Here is a 17,125-nt window from a genome sequence, read left to right as displayed (position 1 = left end):
CACGTCCGGGGGCCTCTTCGTGTGTTGACCGCGTGCGCGCCGATCAGGCGTTGGCAGCGTGCTTGTCGATCAGCTTGCCGAGGCGGGGAAGGGCCTCCTCGACGTTCTTCTTGCCGTTCGGGCGCAGCTTGCCGTAGACCTTCTTGATCGCGTCACGGCTGCTCTGCTCGGCACGAGCGTCGGTGACGCTCAGGAGCGCGTCGGCGGCCTCGTCGGAACGGCCGACCAGGTAGGTGCCGAAGTCGTCGCCGCCCTTGGCCTTGTAGTCACCGTAGAACGGCTCCAGCGCGTCGGCGAACTCGTCGAGCAGGCTGTCGACCGCGGCGGGGACGATGCCCGGCTTGATCTTCTTGACAGCGGCGAAACCCGTCTTCACGACGGCACCCGAAACGCCGCCCTTGTCCGCGACCTCGTCGTCGACGAGGGTTCCGAAGTCGGTCACGACAGCCGGGCGACGGCTGGAGTCGAGCAGGATTTCCTTGAGGGTGTCAGCCACGAATCTTGTCCTTTTGTCGAGTCGCAATGCAGATGGTGCCCCGCCCGGACACCACGCCGATGGCGGAGGTACCCGGTGCTCTGGTGCGCGGATCGGCGAAAGCCCTGCGCGTGCTGCACAGGGTAATACAAGATCAACTTCGCTCTTCCGTGTGGAGGCCACTACTCAGAGCTTCAGCGTCGCGATAGCCTTCGTCGTCACTGTGCGCGCTTTCACGCTCTGTTTCTGGTTGGTCGTCACGACGACCGCCGCGTTCCCCTTGGCCACCGCGTACACCGCGCCCCCGTCGCCGGTGGGCTGGTACCCGCCCTTCCAGCCGCTCGGCTCGTCGGCCGGGTTGGACGTGTCGACCGGCGCCGCCTTGTTCACCAGCGCGGTCGCCACCGTGGGCTCTCCGACGTACACCCGGGCGGTCAACTGGAGTTTCCCGTCGAGGCCGTAGAAGAAACACGCCGGATGCGGCGAATCGGCCGAGAGCCGGACCTTCGACACCTTCTGCCCGTTGGCATCGGCGACGAAATCGGTCTTCAGGTACGGGCAGGTTCCGGTCTCGCCCGGTTCGGGATCCGGCGGCAGCGCGGGTGCGGCGGCACTGGCCGAAGTGGACGGCTGACCGCTCGGTGGCGGTGCGGGCTGGGCAGGCGCGGAGCACCCGGCGAACACGGCCAGGGCGGGCGCGAGAAGTACGAGTCGGCGCATGGCGCGTTCAGTGAACCACGGATCCCCGCGCGGGTCGAAAAGTGCGAGCTGACCACATCCTCACGGCCTGGCGTGGGACGATGACCTTCCCAGCGTCCTCGGTGAGGGAGGTCCGGTCGTGCTCACGCCTGAGCAGTATCTCGGCGCGGTGGCCGAGCGCATCCAGCGCAGCGGCGGCAGGCTGAACTCGGTGCAGATCGGGCCCGCGACCGCCGTCGTCGGCCTGTTCACCGAGTCGGTCATGTTGTCGACGATGAACTACGCCGTGGTCGCCGCGGCGGTCCCGGAGGTCACCGCGGCCGCGTTGTACGACTTCACCGGCCGGGCCACTCAGCACGCGCGCGCGAACGTCCAGGGCACCGTCGGCTGGACGGCGGCGTCGGTGGTGATCGCCGGGCTCATCGGCCAGCGGGTCTACCCCGACGCCGCACAGGCCGCTTCGGCGAAGTCCGGCAACCAGTTCGGCGGCGAGACCAGGATGGTCGCGGTCGACGTCAGCGCGGGCCAGATGTACGCCTGGGTGGGCGGGAAGTTCTGGGGCGCCGCGGTGCAGGGGTCGGTCAACGCGAAGCTGACGTTCTGTTTCCCGCAGCCCGCCGAGGTCTACCAGCAGCTGCAGTGGCAACAGGCCCAGGCACCGCAGCAACCACAACAGCCGCCGCAGGCGCCCACGCAGCAGCCCCCACCCGGCTGGCAGCACCAGACACAGGTGGGGCCTCCGCCGGGTGCCGGGCCGCAGGGACCGCAGCCGCCGAACTACCCGTACCCCGCACCGGGTTACCCGCCGCAGGGGCCTGGGCCGTACGGTCAGTGACATGGTTTCGTTGCGTGGCTGGGCGTCCTTTCCCGACGAACTCCCGGTGTTCGATCCGGACACGACCCCGGCGGCCCCGCACGAGCTGTTCATCGGCTGGCTGAACGAGGCGGGCGAACACGTGCTGGCACCGCACGCCGCCACCTTGTCCACAGTGGACATCGACGGCACGCCGGACGCGCGGGTGGTGATCCTCAAGGACGTCGGTGCCGGCGGCTGGGCGATCGCGACCAGTTCGGAAAGCCCGAAAGGCTTGCAGCTGCGCAAACATCCGCACGCGGCGCTGACGTTCTTCTGGCCGGGCCGTGGCCGTCAGATCCGGCTGCGTGGCCCGGTGACCCCGGCGACGCCGGAGGTCTCCGCCGAGGATTTCCTCGCGCGTCCGTCCGCGTCGCGGGTCGAAGCGTTCATCGGGCGGCAGTCGGCTGTGCTGCACGACCCGGCGGAACTGCTCGACGCGGCCCGTGAGGCCGAACGCTGGGTCGCGGAAAACCCCGAGGTGGCACCGGAAACCTGGACGCGGTATCTGATCGCGCCGGAAGAGGTCGAGTTCTGGCAGGCCGGCCACGACCGGCGGCACGTCCGGCTGCGCTACCGGCGCGAAGGTGACGCGTGGGTGCGCGAACGCCTCTGGCCGTGACGCTCAGCCCGCGCGCAGAGCGGCCAGCCGCGGCGCGCGGCTCTTCACCGAGTCGAGGCTGAAACTCCGAGCGTCGCCGAGTTCGTCACGAATGAAGTTCTCGGTCTCCGCGACGGTTTCCCGCAGCGCGTCGCCCTCACCGACGAACGATTGGTACACGATCTCCCCTGCCTCGGGATCGAACTCCCAGAGCCCGGCGATCCGGCCACGATCGACGATCACGTGACACGGCGGATCCGCCTCCGCGCCGAGCGTCCCGTTACCGCCCGGTGTTTTTCGTGCGGCGTCGGCCGGATCGAGCAACCGTCCCATGTCCCGGTGCAGCAGGTGGATGCCGTCGACGCCGGCGAGCAACGCGTACCGCGGCTCGTCCGGCTCGGTGAATTCCGCGAACTCGTCCGAGAGTTCCTTGGGCAGTACCAGATCGGGCTCGCCCGCCGGCACGAGTTCCAGTGCCTCGACGGCCTTCTTCGCGACCGAGGCGGTGAATCCGGAGAACCAGCGGAACTGCTTGAGCGACGCCGGTGCCGCCCAGCCGAAGTACCGCCGTGCGAGTTCCGCCCTCGCAGTGTCCACTTCGGACACCGACCCCGCGTTCCACCGGACGTAGCCGTAGCGCTGCTGGTCGAGCCGACCGTTGACCGGCGCCCGGCGGATGTCGCCCCTGGCCTGGAGCAGCCCCAGCGCGAGGGGCAGCGTCGTCGTCACTCCGCGCTTGCGCCCGGCGTCGCCGAGATTGCGAACGGCCGGGCCTGCCGCGGTTTTGAGCGCCGCCGGATCCAGTGGCGCGTCCGCGGCTTCGAGAGCGTCGACCACCGCCGCGCAGAGCTGCTCGACCTCGGCACGCGTGACGCCGAGATGCCTTTCGGCCGCTGCCAGCTCGCCCTCCGGCGCCCCGGCGCCGACCGCCAGCCCGATCGCGAAGTCGGCGGCGGGCAACACGTACGTACACCCCCGCGCCGAAGGGAGTTCGTGGATCGCCAGCCGGGCGACCTCGGCGTCGACAGCCTCGCGGTGGAGCCGGGCGCGGGCGAACAAGCCCAGGTACGGCCCCGATCCACCCACCGAACGCGCCCAGCCGGTCTGCTCGAGTACGTCGGCGGCGCTCGCGCCGCGCAGCCTTCCGTCGAGCCCTTGGCGATGGGCCCACCACGCCCGCAACCGCGATGTCGACATGACCTCAAGTATGGCCGTTAAGCGGTTGCTCGCACTTTCTCCGCTTCGCACACTGGTCCCTATGGGGAGAAAACTGCTGGCCACAGGATTCGCGTTACTGCTGACCGTCGCGCTCGGTGGCACCGCCGCCGCGTCCACCACGCCCGCCGGGCCGCGGCTGGAGAACCCGCATCCTTGTCCGGCTCAACCGGGATTCACCTGCTCGACGCTGACCGTGCCCCTCGACCACACCGGCCGGGTGCCGGGCACGCTCGACCTCCAGGTCGCGACCGCGGACAACGTCACCGCGCCGAAGGGCGTACTGCTCTTCCTGGTGGGTGGCCCGGGCCAGGGCGGAGTCTCGCACATCAAGGATCTGGCGGTCGGCAAGCTGCCCGAAGTGGCGAAGGACCACCGGTTCGTCATGCTCGACCAGCGCGGCACCGGCGAATTCGGCGCGCTGCGCTGCCCAGGCCTGCAGACGCAGATGGGCAGTTCCAACATCGCGACACCGACCCGCGAGGCCGTCGCCGAATGCGCGAACCTGCTCGGCGACCGGGCGCCGCTGTACTCGACCGATCAGACAGTCGCCGATCTCGACCTGCTCCGGCAGGCGCTCGGGGTGCGGAAAATGGTGGTCGACGGCGTCTCGTACGGGTCGTTCACGGCGGCACGCTACGCGATCGCGCATCCCAGGAACGTCCGCAAGCTCGTACTGGATTCGGTCCTGCCCCACCACGCGACGTCGGCGGACTCGCTTTACCTGGTCGGCCTGCGTGCGAATGCCCGTGTGTTGCGAGATGCCTGCGCGGCGCCTCCGGCCTGCGGTTACGACCCGGCCGAAGACCTCGCACAGGTCGTACGGCAACGCGGCGTCGCGGACGGCGTGCGGATCTTCGATGCCATGGTCACCTACGAGTTCTTCGATCCGACCTACCGAGATCCGCGAGGCGACATCATCGGCGCGGTGCATGCCGCCCGCGGCGGCGATCCGACGCGGCTGAACAAGCTGCTGGAGAAGCTCGCGGGAGCCAACCGGGCCGCCCCTGCCGACTACAGTTCCGGCCTGCAAGCCGGGACGCTGTGCGCGGACATGCGCTTTCCCTGGGGTTCGGCGTCGACCCCGGCCGAGGTGCGGCAGGCGCGGCTCGACCGCACCGAAGCACGGCTGCCGGAGCAGGCGACCTGGCCGTACACCTCGCAGGTGGCGGTCACGCAGGGCTTCATCCAGCTGTGCCTGCCCTGGCCCGCGGAACACGCGTCGTCGAATCCGGCCGGTCACCTGCCGGACGTGCCGACCCTGCTGCTGAACGGCGACCGCGACCTGTCGACCCCGCTCGAATGGGCCGAACGCGAAGCCGACGTCGCGCCCCGCGGCGAACTCGTAGTGGTCAAGGGCGAGTCGCACTCGATCCAGAACCGCGAACGCGGACACGCGGGCCGGGAGGCGGTGATCAAGTTCCTGGCCGGTTAGGACAACGTCGGATCAGCAGAGCACGGCGGCGATGGCCTCCCGGACCTCCGCGTCGGACGGCGTGGATTTTCCTTGCCGCTCGGCCATTTCCCGCAACGACGTCATCGTGACGTCCTGCATCCCGCAGACCGTGAACTGCTCGAAAGCGGTCATGTCGGGATCGATGTTGAGCGAAAACCCGTGGCTGGTGACCCCGCCGCGAATCCGCATCCCGACCGACACGAGCTTGCGATGATCGGGCGTCCACACCCCGACGAGACTGCTCGCGCCCTTCGGTGTTTCCCGGCGCACCGCGTCGAACCCGAGACTCGCGAGCGCCTCGATCAACCCGTTCTCCAGCCAGCGCACGATATCGACCACGCCGCGCTCGCGGACGTTGATGACGAGATACCCGACGAGCTGGCCGGGCCCGTGGTAGGTCGCGAACCCGCCGCGGTCGACCCGCACCGACGGCAGCGCGGCGGCCGCGGGCGGCAGTTCGTCATGTGACGTGCGCGCCCCGTATGTCACCACCGGCGGATGACTGAGGAAGAACAACCTGTCGCCCTCGACGCCGTCCTGGCGTTCCTTCACCCAGCGCCGCATGTCGCGCGTGGCCTGTTGGTAGTCGACGATCCCGAGGTCCACACGCTGAATCGGCCACCCCATCCACCCAGGTTAGCCCCGCTCGTCTCCGGGCTCTGCCACAGTGACAACGTGAGCGACAGAAGCCCGGCACAGGTCGCTGCTGCTCGTGCTATCAGCGCATCAGAACAACTTCGCGATGGCCTGCGCGTCGAAAGTGAACGGACGATCTGAGCGCCTGGCAGGTGGTGTTCTCCGCGTCCTTCAGTGTCACCGAATTCGGCTTTCGCTTCGACTCACCCACGTTGTCCGGCACCGAGATCCCGGTACCCGCCGGGAGCTACGCGGCTCGCATTTCCGGCCGTGGATTCGTCAACCACGGCTGGCCCGGCTCCACGACCCCTGGCGACGAGTGGCGCCTCCAGCTCTGGCCCACTGACGAACTCAGCCCGGCCCGGCGGCTGCGTCGCTGGCCGGGGCCGAGCTGAGGCCTTCGACGAGCGTTCGGACCAGTTCGCCCGCGAAGTCGTCGTCGCCGTGCTGATCGACGAAATGGCTGAGGAAGCCGCGCTGGAAACACGCGCCCAGCAGTAGCGCGGCAGCGGCCCTCGGATCCGCTTCCGGCCGGATGCGACCGAGTTCCTGTTCCGCCGCAAGGTAACCCGACAGCACGATGGTGACATGCTGCGGCCCGACGCCGCGTTCACGCATCGTCTCGCGGTGCGCCGCCAGCAGCTGGGGCTCGGAGAAGATCGATGCCGCCATCGGGAAGTTGTGGTTGTAGAAGCGAATCGCCTCCCGCGCCACCTCCTCCAACGTCTCGCGGAGGCTTCCCCGCCCCGCCCGCTCGGCCAGCCCGTCGAGCAACGAGGTGAGCGAACTCGGCGCCCGCTCCCTCAGCACCGCGAGGAACAGGTCGGTCTTGTCGCGGAAATGCTTGTACAGCGCGGCCTCCGAGAACCCCGCGGCCTTGGCGATCTCCTTGGTCGTCGCGCGGGCGAGCCCGCGAGTGCGCATCACGTGCGCGGCCGCGTCGAGTATCTGGTCGCGAGTGCTCACGGCGCCTCCGGTTTGACAAGTTGGTGAGTGCTCACCCACTATAGTAGTTAGTGAGCACTCACTAACTAGGAGGACCGATGAAGATCACGCTGTTCGGCGCCACGGGTGGCACCGGCAAACAGCTCGTCGACCAGGCCTGCGCCGCCGGCCACGAGGTCACCGCCGTCGTCCGCGATCCCGCGCGCCTCGCCAGAACGGACCCGCACCTCACCGTCGTCACAGCGGACGTCATGGACCCGGACTCGATCGCCCCGCACGTCTCGGGCCGCGACGCCGTCATCACCGCGATCGGCTCGCCCGACCTGAAACCGACCACCATCCAGACCGACAGCACCCGAAGCATCATCGAGGCGATGCGGCGACAGGGCGCGCGACGGCTGCTCGTGGTCAGCAACGGCGGCATGGCCACCGAAGGCGACGGCCCGGTGACCAGATTTCTCGCGAAACCGATCCTCAGCCGGATACTCCGGAATCCGTGGGGCGACATGCGTGTCATGGAGGAAGCAGTGCGGGCCGCCGACCTGGACTGGACGATCGTGCGCCCGCCGATGCTGACCGACGGCCCCCGCACTGGCACCTACCGGACCGCCATCGACCGAAACGTCCGCGGCGGCGTCCGCCTTTCCCGCGCTGACCTGGCCGACTGCATCCTGCGCCACCTCGACGACCCCGACGCCGTCCACGTAGCCATCGCAGCGGGCAACTGAGGGGATCGAGATGACCGGATGTGACCGTCAGCGGGAGTCATCCTCGGAGCCTTTTGCTGCACAACCGGGGCAGCCGACAACGCCGATGCCTACGCCAAGGATTACGGAGTGCACCGCTCGCCCCACTCCCCCTACAAGATATTACTTACAGTAATACCTTGTTCACCGCAGTGGCGGTGGGCGCGGGAGCTGCGATCTCGCACCATCAGATCAGACGGATCCGAGGGGGCGTGAATGGCTGTGTCAAGGCAGGGTAATCACAACAAGAATTGTGCGACAGCGGTAGGACATGCCTGTGCCTGCTCGGGTTGCGGCGGGTCGCTGCATGGCTGGGAGGGTTGGGTAGGGCTTGCGAAGGCAAGCCCTGAAGAGCGGAACTCCAAGCGATCACGGATTGAAGAAACCTGGGCGAAGTACTACAGGCCCACCAGCAAGAGATCAAACAGCCACACCCGAGCCGCAGGTACGGATTTGGCCCGCCTCGAACTCGCAAATTGGCTGGCAGTGCGCAGAACTCAGGTGTCGGCGACTCTCTCACCCACCGATTCTCCGATCAAAGGCGGAGCCGATACCACATCAGCCGAAAAGCCTGTGAGGAACACCCAGGCGCACGAATCGCCAGTACCGGCGGATGCGCAGACACAGGACAATCCTCTGTTGTTCGATGACGCGCCGGTCGCAATCTCATCTGATGAACAGGAACCCGGCCCTTCATCATCCGGAGATACGAGCCGGAGACAAGCTTCTACCACTGAGTCAGTCCGCCCGTCTCCGCTGGACCAGGTAGAGATCTTCGCCAAGGCGATGACCGCGCCAGACCTCTGGGCAGAGATCACCGCTGAACTTGCAACAGCTGTGCCCGATCCGGCCGAAGCATCACGTCAACTCGCACATCACGGCTGGTGCGATCTCTTCATCGGCCTCGTCCAGGTCATCGAGAAGTGCAAGAAGTTTGTCGATCAGATTCCGGAGTGGGGGAAACGGATTGTCAAGGACGCGATCCATAACTCGTCGATACAATCCCTACGCCCTGCGATCACTGATGCCATTGTTGACATAGTGGTGGACAAGGTCTGGGCAGCTTTCAAGGGCGCAGCTATCACCAAAGTTCCGCTGTTGGCTGTCATAGACGGAGACGAAGCCATACGCAGCCTGCGCATCCTCGCCGTCTTCTCCTGTCCTGCTCCGGAGGACCACGAGGAGGTGCGAGAGCACGCATTGAAACCACTCGCCGACGACGCTGCAGGCCTTCTGACTGCTCAGTGCAAAGAGCGATTGGCGAAGTTGTTCAAGGAATGGGTATCCGAAGACGCGGCGTGAACAGGAACCTTCTTCCGCTCCGGTGCACTGCCCGGGTTGTGGAGCTGAGGGGAATCGAACCCCTGACCCCCGCCTTGCAAAGGCGGTGCTCTACCAATTGAGCTACAGCCCCGGATACGGGCGGCGGCGAGGCCGCCCGTCCGAACTCAGTTGTTGCGGGAAGCGTCCGCGGCCTTGGCCGGTGCCGAGCCGTTGCTCGAAGCGGAGCCGAAGGAGCCCTCGGGCGCCGTCGCCTCACGCCACAGGTCGGCTTCAGCCTTGGCAGCCTTGTTGCGCTTCACGACGAACAGAACGCCGCCCGCGATGACCGCGAGTGCCAACAGCTTCTTCACTGAAGCCCCCTTCTCCGACTTGCTTCCCTTACCCCGCGATGTTACTGCACGCCAGGATTCCCCGGCCGCCCGGTTCCCCCACGTTCCACGTGGAACCACCGCACCGTAGCCAACGTCACACCCCCACAACCGGAACACCCACTCCACCCCGCGGGTTATACCAACCGGTCGGTGTGCAAGCCTCCCGCAGCGAACCCACACCGACCGCGCCCCGCCGAGCCCTGCCGGCCTTCTCTTCCCGGCAGGGCTCACCCGTACCCCCACCACGCCCGCTACGCAAGCTCCGCACCCCACGCACATCCCCACGCCCGCCACGCAAGCTCCGCACCCCACGCCCCGACCCGGACAAGGGCGGCCACGCCCGAAGTCACCCCACGAAACGGCAGGCCGGACAAGGGCGCCCTGCGCCCGAAGTCCAGGCCGACCACGCTGGGTCGAGAGTTGACGCACCGTGGGGTCTGGGGGCTCGGCCCCCAGAAACAAAAACACCCGATCACGGTCTGCGCTTACCGCAGACATGACCGGGCGAATCGGGTGGGCCTACCTGGACTTGAACCAGGGACCTCTTCGTTATCAGCGAAGCGCTCTAACCGCCTGAGCTATAGGCCCGTCGAACGAGAAGTAGATTACCGGACGCCCTGAGGCGCCCGGCAACCGGGTCACTCTCGTTCGGACAACGTGACTTCGAGGCCGCCCGCGAGGTCGGCGGACACGTTGTAGATGAAGGCGCTGACCGTGGCCAGCGCGGAGACGAGGACGATGTTGACGGCGCCGAGGATGGCCGCGATCCCGAAGACGCGACCGGCGCTGATCAGGGGTTCCGAGGACGCGCTGGCGCCTTCGCCACCGACGAGGGACGAGTAGGTGCCGTTGAGTTTGTCCCAGACGCCCATGCCGTCGAGGACGGTGTAGAGGACGCCGACAGCGACGAGCCACACGAAGAACATGGCGACGCCGAGGACGAGGGCGAGCTTCAGCACCGACCACGGGTCGAAGCGTTTGATCTGCAGGCTGGCCCGGCGGGGGCCGCGGCCGGGGCGGCGGAGTGCGGTGGGGGCGGGACGGGTGCGGGTGGCCGAGGGTTCGCCTTCGCCCTCGCCGCCGAACAGGCGGCGCGCGGCGGTGCCGGTGACCACGGGAGGGTCGCCGCCGTCGCTCACGCGCCGTCCGTCCTGCTCATGACCCGAGTACAGCACATCGTCCGTGACCAGGCCGCTCGACGCGGGCGCGTCCGGTTCGGCCGCGCCGCTGTCCTTGCCGACCCGCTGCCATGGCGGGCTGGCCGAAGCCCCGTTGGAACCCTGTGCGTCGGGCTTCTCGGATGGTGTCACGAAGAGTCAGTCCTTACCCGTATGGCGGCGCCGCGATTACTCCGACGCCGTGCTGTCCGTGGATTCTTCTCCTTGCTCACTGCTGTCACCGTTGGCGACGTCCGACGGCTCGTCCGCGTTGCGTGCGACAGCGAGAAGAGTGGTGCCTTCGCCGAGATTCATCAGCCGCACCCCCTTGGTCTGCCTGCCCGCCTTCCGGACGTCCCCGGCCGGCGTGCGGATCACCCCGCCGCTGGAGGTGATGGCGTAGAGCTCGTCGTCGGCGTCGACGATGAGTGCGCCTACCAGCCTGCCACGTTTGCGGTCGTGCTGAATGGTCAGCACGCCCTTGCCGCCACGGCCCTGCACCGGATAGTCCTCGATCGGGGTCCGCTTGGCGTAGCCACCGTCGGTGGCGACCAGCAGGAACTTCTCCGGCTTGACGACGCTGATGGCGAGCAGCTCGTCACCGTCGTTGAAGCGCATGCCGAGGACGCCGGACGTGGCGCGTCCCATGGGCCGCAGTGCTTCGTCGGTGGCGTGGAAGCGGATGGACTGGCCTTCGGCGGACACGAGCAGCAGGTCGTCCTCCGCGGCGGCGAGCACCGCGCCGACGAGTTCGTCCCCTTCGCGCAGGTTGACGGCGATGAGGCCGCCCGCCCGGTTGGAGTCGAAGTCGCTGAGCTTGGTCTTCTTGACCAGCCCGCGCCGGGTGGCGAGCACGAGGTAGGGCGCGACCTCGTAGTCGGGGATCTCGATGACCTGGGCGATCTGCTCGTCCGGCTGGAAGGCGAGCAGGTTGGCGACGTGCTGGCCGCGCGCGTTGCGGTTGGCCTCGGGCAGGTCGTACGCCTTCGCGCGGTACACGCGGCCCTTGTTCGTGAAGAACAGGATCCAGTCGTGCGTGGAGCAGACGAAGAAGTGCTGGACGATGTCGTCCTGCTTCAGCGTCGCGCCCTGGACGCCCTTGCCGCCGCGCTTCTGCGAGCGGTACAGATCGGTTTTCGTCCGCTTGGCGTACCCCGTGCGGGTGATGGTGACGACAACGTCCTCGACGGCGATGAGGTCCTCGATCGAGACGTCGCCGCCGAACGGGATGATCTGGGTCTTGCGGTCGTCGCCGTACTTGTCGACGATCTCCATCAGCTCGTCGCGGATGATCTGCCGCTGCCGCTCGGGCTTGGCGAGGATGTCCTTGAGGTCGGCGATCTCGAGTTCGATCTCGGCCAACTGGTCGATGATGCGCTGCCGTTCGAGGGCGGCCAAGCGGCGCAGCTGCATGTCGAGGATCGCGGTGGCCTGGATCTCGTCGATGTCGAGCAGGCTCATCAGGCCGGGCCGGGCCTCGTCGGCAGAGGGCGAACGCCGGATCAGGGCGATGACCTCGTCGAGCATGTCCAGCGCCTTGACCAGACCACGCAGGATGTGGGCGCGTTCCTCGGCCTTGCGCAGCCGGTAGCGGGTGCGCCGGACGATGACGTCCATCTGGTGCTTGACGTAGTGCCGGATGATCTGGTCGAGCCGCAGGGTGCGCGGCACGCCGTCGACCAGCGCGAGCATGTTGACGCCGAAGTTCTGCTGCAGCTGGGTGTGCTTGTAGAGGTTGTTCAGCACGACCTGGGCGACCGCGTCCCGCTTGAGCGTGATCACGATGCGCATGCCGCGCCGGCTGTTGGTCTCGTCGGCGATGTCGGCGATGCCGGTGAGCTTGCCGTCGCGGACGAGGTTGGCGATGTTCTCGACGAGGTTGTCCGGGTTGACCTGGTAGGGCAGCTCGGTGACGACCAGGATGGTGCGGCCCTTGGCGTCCTCGTCCACCTCGACGACGGCGCGCATCCGGATGGAGCCGCGGCCGGTGCGATAGGCGTCCTCGATGCCGGAGTTGCCGAGGATCAGCGCCTTGGTCGGGAAGTCCGGGCCCTTTACCCGCACCAGCAGCGCGGCGAGCAGCTCGTCGTCGGTGGCCTCGGGGTTCTCCAGCGCCCATACGACGCCGTCGGCGACCTCGCGCAGGTTGTGCGGCGGGATGTTGGTCGCCATGCCGACCGCGATTCCGGTGCCGCCGTTTACCAGCAGGTTCGGGAAGCGCGAGGGCAGGACGTCCGGTTCCTGCGTACGGCCGTCGTAGTTGTCGGAGAAGTCGACGGTGTCTTCCTCGATGTCGGCCAGCATGTGCATGGCCAACGGCGCGAGGCGGGACTCGGTGTACCGCATGGCGGCCGCGGGGTCGTTGCCCGGCGAGCCGAAGTTGCCCTGCCCGTCGATGAGCGGGTACCGCATCGACCACGGCTGCGCGAGACGGACCAGCGCGTCGTAGATCGCGGAGTCACCGTGCGGGTGGTAGTTGCCCATCACGTCGCCGACGACGCGGGAGCACTTGTTGTACCCGCGGTCCGGGCGGAAGCCCGAGTCGAACATCGAGTACAGGATCCGGCGCGCGACCGGCTTGAGACCGTCGCGCACGTCCGGCAGCGCACGCGACACGATCACGCTCATCGCGTAGTCGATGTAGGAGCGCTGCATCTCCTGCTGGATGTCGACCGGTTCGATCCGGTCGTGGTCCGGCGCCGGAGGCAAGGTTTCCGTCATGTCGTCCTTCTCGTGTGGACAGTCCTAATCGGACACAAGGCTGAGCGGGCGCGAACGCCCGAGCGGGTTACACGTCGAGGAAGCGCACGTCCTTGGCGTTACGGGTGATGAAGGAGCGGCGGGCCTCGACGTCCTCGCCCATCAGCACGGAGAACAGCTCGTCCGCCTGGGCGGCGTCGTCCATCGTGACCTGGCCCAGCAGCCGGTTCGCCGGGTCCATGGTGGTCTCCCACAGCTCTTCGGCGTTCATCTCGCCGAGACCCTTGTACCGCTGGATCGCGTCGTCCTTCGGCAGCCTCTTGCCCGCCTCGACACCCGCCTGGATGACGGCGTCGCGCTCGCGGTCGGAGTACGCGTACTCCGGCTCGGACCGCGGCCACTTGATCTTGTACAGCGGCGGCCGCGACAGGAAGACGTGCCCGTGCTCGATCAGCGGCGCCATGAACCGGAACAGCAGGGTGAGCAGCAGGGTGGTGATGTGCTGGCCGTCGACGTCGGCGTCGGCCATCAGCACGATCTTGTGGTAGCGCAGCTTCGAGAGGTCGAACTCGTCGTGGATGCCGGTGCCCAGCGCGGTGATCAGCGACTGGACCTCGGTGTTCTTGAGGACGCGGTCGATACGGGCCTTCTCGACGTTGATGATCTTGCCGCGGATCGGCAGGATCGCCTGGTACATCGAGTCCCGGCCCTCCTTGGCCGAGCCGCCCGCCGAGTCACCCTCGACGATGTAGAGCTCGCACTCCTCCGGCTTGGTGGAGCGGCAGTCCTTGAGCTTGCCCGGCAGGCCGCCGATGTCGAGCGCGCCCTTGCGGCGGACCAGGTCCCGCGCCTTGCGCGCGGCCATCCGGGCCTGCGCCGAGGAGATCGACTTGTTGATGACCGTCTTCGCCTCGTTGGGATTGCGCTCGAACCAGTCGCTCAGCCACTCGTTCGACGTCGTCTGCACGAACGTCTTCGCCTCGCTGTTGCCCAGCTTGGTCTTGGTCTGACCCTCGAACTGCGGCTCGGACAGCTTGATCGACACGATCGCGGCGAGGCCCTCGCGGACGTCGTCGCCGGTGAGGTTCGCGTCCTTCTCCTTGAGGAGCTTCTTCTCGCGCGCGTACGCGTTGACGACGCGGGTCAGCGCGGCGCGGAAGCCCTCTTCGTGGGTGCCGCCCTCATGCGTGTTGATCGTGTTGGCGAAGGTGTACACCGACGGCGTGAACCCGTTGTTCCACTGCATCGCGACCTCGACCTCGAGGCCGGTGCCCTTGGCGTCGAAGGAGATCACGCTGGGGTGGATCGGGTCCTTGCTGCCGTTGATGTGCTTGACGAAGTCCTCGAGCCCGCCCGGGTAGCAGTAGGTGACCTCCTTGAGGCGCGCCTGCTTGCCCTCGGCGTCGGCCTCGGTCTCCTCGTCGGCGACGCGCTCGTCGCGCAGCGAGATGGTGAGGCCCTTGTTCAGGAACGCCATCTCCTGCAGCCGCCGGGAGATGGTCTCGAAGTTGTACGTGGTGGTTTCGAAGATGTCCGGGTCGGCCCAGAACGTGATCGTGGTGCCGGTGGAGTCGGCCGGGCCGAGGTCCTGCAGTTCGCCGGGTACCTGGTCGGTGTACTCCTGGCGCCAGTTGCGGCCCCGGTACTTGATCTCCGCGAGCAGCTTGGTGGACAGCGCGTTGACGACGGAAACGCCGACGCCGTGCAGACCGCCCGAAACCGCGTAGGAATCGCTGTCGAACTTGCCGCCCGCGTGGAGCACGGTCAGCACGACCTCCAAGGTCGGCTTCTGCTCCTTGGGGTGCATGTCCACCGGGATACCGCGGCCGTCGTCGATGACACGGACGCCGCCATCGGCCAGCAGGGTAACCTCGACCTTGGTCGCGTACCCGGCCATCGCCTCGTCGACAGAGTTGTCCACGACCTCCTGCACCAGGTGGTGGAGGCCACGCTCACCGGTGGAACCGATGTACATACCGGGGCGCTTGCGGACCGCTTCGAGGCCTTCGAGCACGGTGATGGACGACGCGTTGTACTCGCTCTTGTTCTCGGTCACCGGCGTGTTGTCTCCTCGTCTCGCGCGAGCGGACACCCGCTCGACACCAGTGTACTTGGCCGCGTTCGCAGACATGCGGCAAGGACACCCCTGGTTTGCTCACAGAGCCACGAAATCGTTCCTAGCAGAGTCTTGACGTTTCAGAGCACTTATGGACGCGTCGTGGGGGAATTCCGGGAGTGTCCGCAACCGGTGTCAGCCGTACGTGTCACGCGGGCCGCGGCCGGGCACGTGCCGTGGCCCCTTCCGCCAGCTGGGTGCCGTCGGCCCCTGGATGCGCATGCGCTTGACGACGCCGTTGCCGACGCCGGCGGCGATCTTGGCCAGGAGCTGGCGTTGCAGGGTGCGCAACTGCATCGCCCATGCGGTCGAACTGGCCTGGACGGTCAGCTCACCGTCCTTGAGCGACACCGGCTGCGCGTGTTCGGCGACGTTCTCCCCGACCAGGCGGGCCCACTGCCCGAAGACCCTGGCGGAGGAGAGCCGCTCCGCCCAGCCACTGTCGGCGACCAACCGCGAGGCCAGCCGTCCGAGCGGCTGTGGATCACGCGCGTCGGCGCCTGGCCCCGACCAGCGGCGGCGCCGCGGGTTCTGGCCACCGCCGGTCAGCCTGCCTGTGCGCAACCCGGGCGGCCCGCCGCGGGCTTTGGCCTTGGCTTTGGCGGCCTCGAGGGCCGCGTGAGCCAGATCACGCCCGTTCGGCGCAGCGCCGTTTTCACGCTGCGTACCAGGAGTTTGATCGCCACCTGGGCGAACGCTGGTGTGGGGGATGTCAAGCCCCTCATCCGGCCGTTCGGTCACGCGGGGCGATAACTCCTTCCCGGTGTTATCCACACTGTCCACAGGTTTATCCCCAGAAAGGTGGGTAACTGCTGTGGGGCCGGTCACCCCGCGTGGCCGGATTGATCTTGGATCGGGGCGCTCAGGCACGGTTGACCTCACCATCCGCCACGGAGAACCGGCATCCGTCCAGCTCAGCGGGCACGTCCTCGTCGACGGCGGCGGTCACCAGCACCTGTTCGGCGCCCGCCGCCACCTCCGCGAGCCGCGACCGGCGCTTGCGGTCCAGCTCGGCGAACACATCATCCAGGAGGAGCACCGGCTCCCCGGCTTCGCCACGCAGGAGTTCGTAACTTCCCAAACGCAGCGCGAGGGCGAACGACCACGACTCGCCGTGACTCGCGTATCCCTTCGCCGGCGCCTCGCCCAGCACGAGCTCGAGCTCGTCCCGGTGGGGGCCGACCATGCTCACCCCCCGTTCGAGCTCGGCGGACCGAGCCTCGCCCAGCGCGGTGAGCAGCACATCCTTGAGTACGTCCGGCTCGGCGCGTACCTCGCCTGGTACCCCGTACCCGTTGGGGAGCGACTCGCCCAGCGAAGACCGGTACGCGATCTTCGCCGGACGTGAATCCGGCGCGACGCCCATGTACGCCGAAGCCGTGTACGGCGCCAGGTCTGCGACGAGGTTGAGCCGCGCGGCCAGCAACTGCGCGCCGGCGACGGCGAGATGGTCGTCCCACACGTCGAGCGTCGACAACGCGTACGGGTCTTCGCGGCCGGTCCGGCGCTTCCCCGCGGTCTTGAGCAGGGCGTTGCGCTGCTTGAGCACCTTCTCGTAGTCGGCGCGGACACCGGCATACCTCGGCGCGCGCAGCACGAGGAGCTCGTCGAGGAACCGCCGCCGCTCGCTCGGATCACCCCGGACGAGCGCCAGATCCTCCGGCGAGAACAACACCGTGCGCAGGATCCCGAGCACGTCCCGTGGCTTGCCGACCGCACCGCGGTTGACCCTGGCGCGGTTCGCCCGCCCGGCGGTGATCTCCAGCTCGACGGTCAGTTCGCGGTCGTCGTTGACCACCGCGACCCGCACCAGGGCGCGTTCCTGGCCGTGCCGGATGAGCGGGGCGTCCGTCGCGACGCGGTGCGAGCCC

General features: G+C 67.8%; 16 protein-coding genes and 2 tRNA genes. 5 read left to right on the top strand and 13 right to left on the bottom strand.

Translation table 11 applies throughout. From position 1 onward, the window contains the following. Positions 1-43: 43 nt before the first annotated feature. Entirely contained in the window at positions 44-496 is a 453-nt protein-coding gene (locus tag ACFWY9_RS19455) for a DUF6918 family protein (RefSeq protein WP_378326053.1), read from the bottom strand. 165 nt (positions 497-661) lie between these two features. Then, the gene (locus ACFWY9_RS19450) at positions 662-1,195 is read right to left on the bottom strand and encodes a DUF2020 domain-containing protein (RefSeq protein ID WP_378326054.1); all 534 of its coding nucleotides are present in this window, start codon (positions 1,193-1,195) and stop codon (positions 662-664) included. A gap of 118 nt (positions 1,196-1,313) precedes the next feature. On the opposite strand from ACFWY9_RS19450, the gene ACFWY9_RS19445 reads away from it, so the two are divergent. Continuing rightward, on the top strand, positions 1,314-2,009 hold the full coding sequence (locus ACFWY9_RS19445; protein WP_378326055.1) for a hypothetical protein: 696 nt from the start codon (positions 1,314-1,316) through the stop codon (positions 2,007-2,009). A 1-nt stretch (position 2,010) separates the two neighbouring features. After that, entirely contained in the window at positions 2,011-2,649 is a 639-nt protein-coding gene (locus ACFWY9_RS19440; RefSeq protein WP_378326056.1) for a pyridoxal 5'-phosphate synthase, read from the top strand. 3 nt (positions 2,650-2,652) lie between these two features. Here the strand turns inward: ACFWY9_RS19440 and ACFWY9_RS19435 are convergent, their stop codons facing one another. Then, on the bottom strand, positions 2,653-3,825 hold the full coding sequence (locus tag ACFWY9_RS19435) for a DNA glycosylase AlkZ-like family protein (protein WP_378339447.1): 1,173 nt from the start codon (positions 3,823-3,825) through the stop codon (positions 2,653-2,655). 61 nt (positions 3,826-3,886) lie between these two features. On the opposite strand from ACFWY9_RS19435, the gene ACFWY9_RS19430 reads away from it, so the two are divergent. Next, the gene (locus tag ACFWY9_RS19430) at positions 3,887-5,278 is read left to right on the top strand and encodes an alpha/beta hydrolase (RefSeq protein WP_378339446.1); all 1,392 of its coding nucleotides are present in this window, start codon (positions 3,887-3,889) and stop codon (positions 5,276-5,278) included. A gap of 12 nt (positions 5,279-5,290) precedes the next feature. On the opposite strand, the gene lipB is transcribed toward ACFWY9_RS19430, so the two are convergent. Both lipB and ACFWY9_RS19420 read right to left on the bottom strand, forming a co-directional pair. Beyond that, positions 5,291-5,926, bottom strand: a complete 636-nt coding sequence (gene lipB / locus ACFWY9_RS19425) for a lipoyl(octanoyl) transferase LipB (protein ID WP_378339445.1) — start codon at positions 5,924-5,926, stop codon at positions 5,291-5,293. Between the two features lie 360 nt (positions 5,927-6,286). After that, complete coding sequence (locus tag ACFWY9_RS19420; RefSeq protein ID WP_378339444.1) at positions 6,287-6,901, bottom strand: TetR/AcrR family transcriptional regulator; 615 nt, start codon at positions 6,899-6,901, stop codon at positions 6,287-6,289. 77 nt (positions 6,902-6,978) lie between these two features. Between ACFWY9_RS19420 and ACFWY9_RS19415 the strand changes: the two genes are divergently transcribed. Next, entirely contained in the window at positions 6,979-7,608 is a 630-nt protein-coding gene (locus ACFWY9_RS19415) for an NAD(P)-dependent oxidoreductase (protein WP_378339443.1), read from the top strand. Positions 7,609-8,079: 471 nt separating this feature from the next. Next, positions 8,080-8,928, top strand: a complete 849-nt coding sequence (locus tag ACFWY9_RS19410) for a hypothetical protein (protein WP_378339442.1) — start codon at positions 8,080-8,082, stop codon at positions 8,926-8,928. 39 nt (positions 8,929-8,967) lie between these two features. On the opposite strand, the gene ACFWY9_RS19405 is transcribed toward ACFWY9_RS19410, so the two are convergent. The 8 genes from ACFWY9_RS19405 to recF all read right to left on the bottom strand — a co-directional run. Further along, positions 8,968-9,040: transfer RNA gene (locus tag ACFWY9_RS19405), tRNA-Ala, on the bottom strand. A 34-nt stretch (positions 9,041-9,074) separates the two neighbouring features. Further along, positions 9,075-9,260 carry a DLW-39 family protein gene (locus tag ACFWY9_RS19400; protein ID WP_345405536.1) on the bottom strand — a complete coding sequence of 62 codons (186 nt, stop codon included), beginning with the start codon at positions 9,258-9,260 and terminating at the stop codon, positions 9,075-9,077. A gap of 535 nt (positions 9,261-9,795) precedes the next feature. Next, positions 9,796-9,869, bottom strand: a tRNA-Ile gene (locus tag ACFWY9_RS19395). A 50-nt stretch (positions 9,870-9,919) separates the two neighbouring features. Further along, positions 9,920-10,591 carry a DUF3566 domain-containing protein gene (locus ACFWY9_RS19390; RefSeq protein WP_378339441.1) on the bottom strand — a complete coding sequence of 224 codons (672 nt, stop codon included), beginning with the start codon at positions 10,589-10,591 and terminating at the stop codon, positions 9,920-9,922. A gap of 36 nt (positions 10,592-10,627) precedes the next feature. Next, positions 10,628-13,159, bottom strand: a complete 2,532-nt coding sequence (gene gyrA, locus ACFWY9_RS19385; protein ID WP_378326064.1) for a DNA gyrase subunit A — start codon at positions 13,157-13,159, stop codon at positions 10,628-10,630. 67 nt (positions 13,160-13,226) lie between these two features. Further along, positions 13,227-15,194: a DNA topoisomerase (ATP-hydrolyzing) subunit B gene (gene gyrB, locus ACFWY9_RS19380; protein WP_378326065.1), complete on the bottom strand. Its 1,968-nt coding sequence runs from the start codon at positions 15,192-15,194 to the stop codon at positions 13,227-13,229. 195 nt (positions 15,195-15,389) lie between these two features. Next, entirely contained in the window at positions 15,390-15,881 is a 492-nt protein-coding gene (locus ACFWY9_RS19375) for a DciA family protein (RefSeq protein ID WP_378326079.1), read from the bottom strand. A 235-nt stretch (positions 15,882-16,116) separates the two neighbouring features. Beyond that, positions 16,117-17,125, bottom strand: a 1,009-nt coding sequence (gene recF, locus ACFWY9_RS19370; RefSeq protein WP_378339440.1) for a DNA replication/repair protein RecF, incomplete at its 5' end; no start/stop codon positions are given.

This window comes from Amycolatopsis sp. NPDC059027 (genome assembly GCF_042739735.1).
Lineage (GTDB): Bacteria > Actinomycetota > Actinomycetes > Mycobacteriales > Pseudonocardiaceae > Amycolatopsis.
The sequence above is the reverse complement of the archived record's forward strand: the minus strand, read 5'-3'. Positions and strand labels throughout refer to the sequence as shown.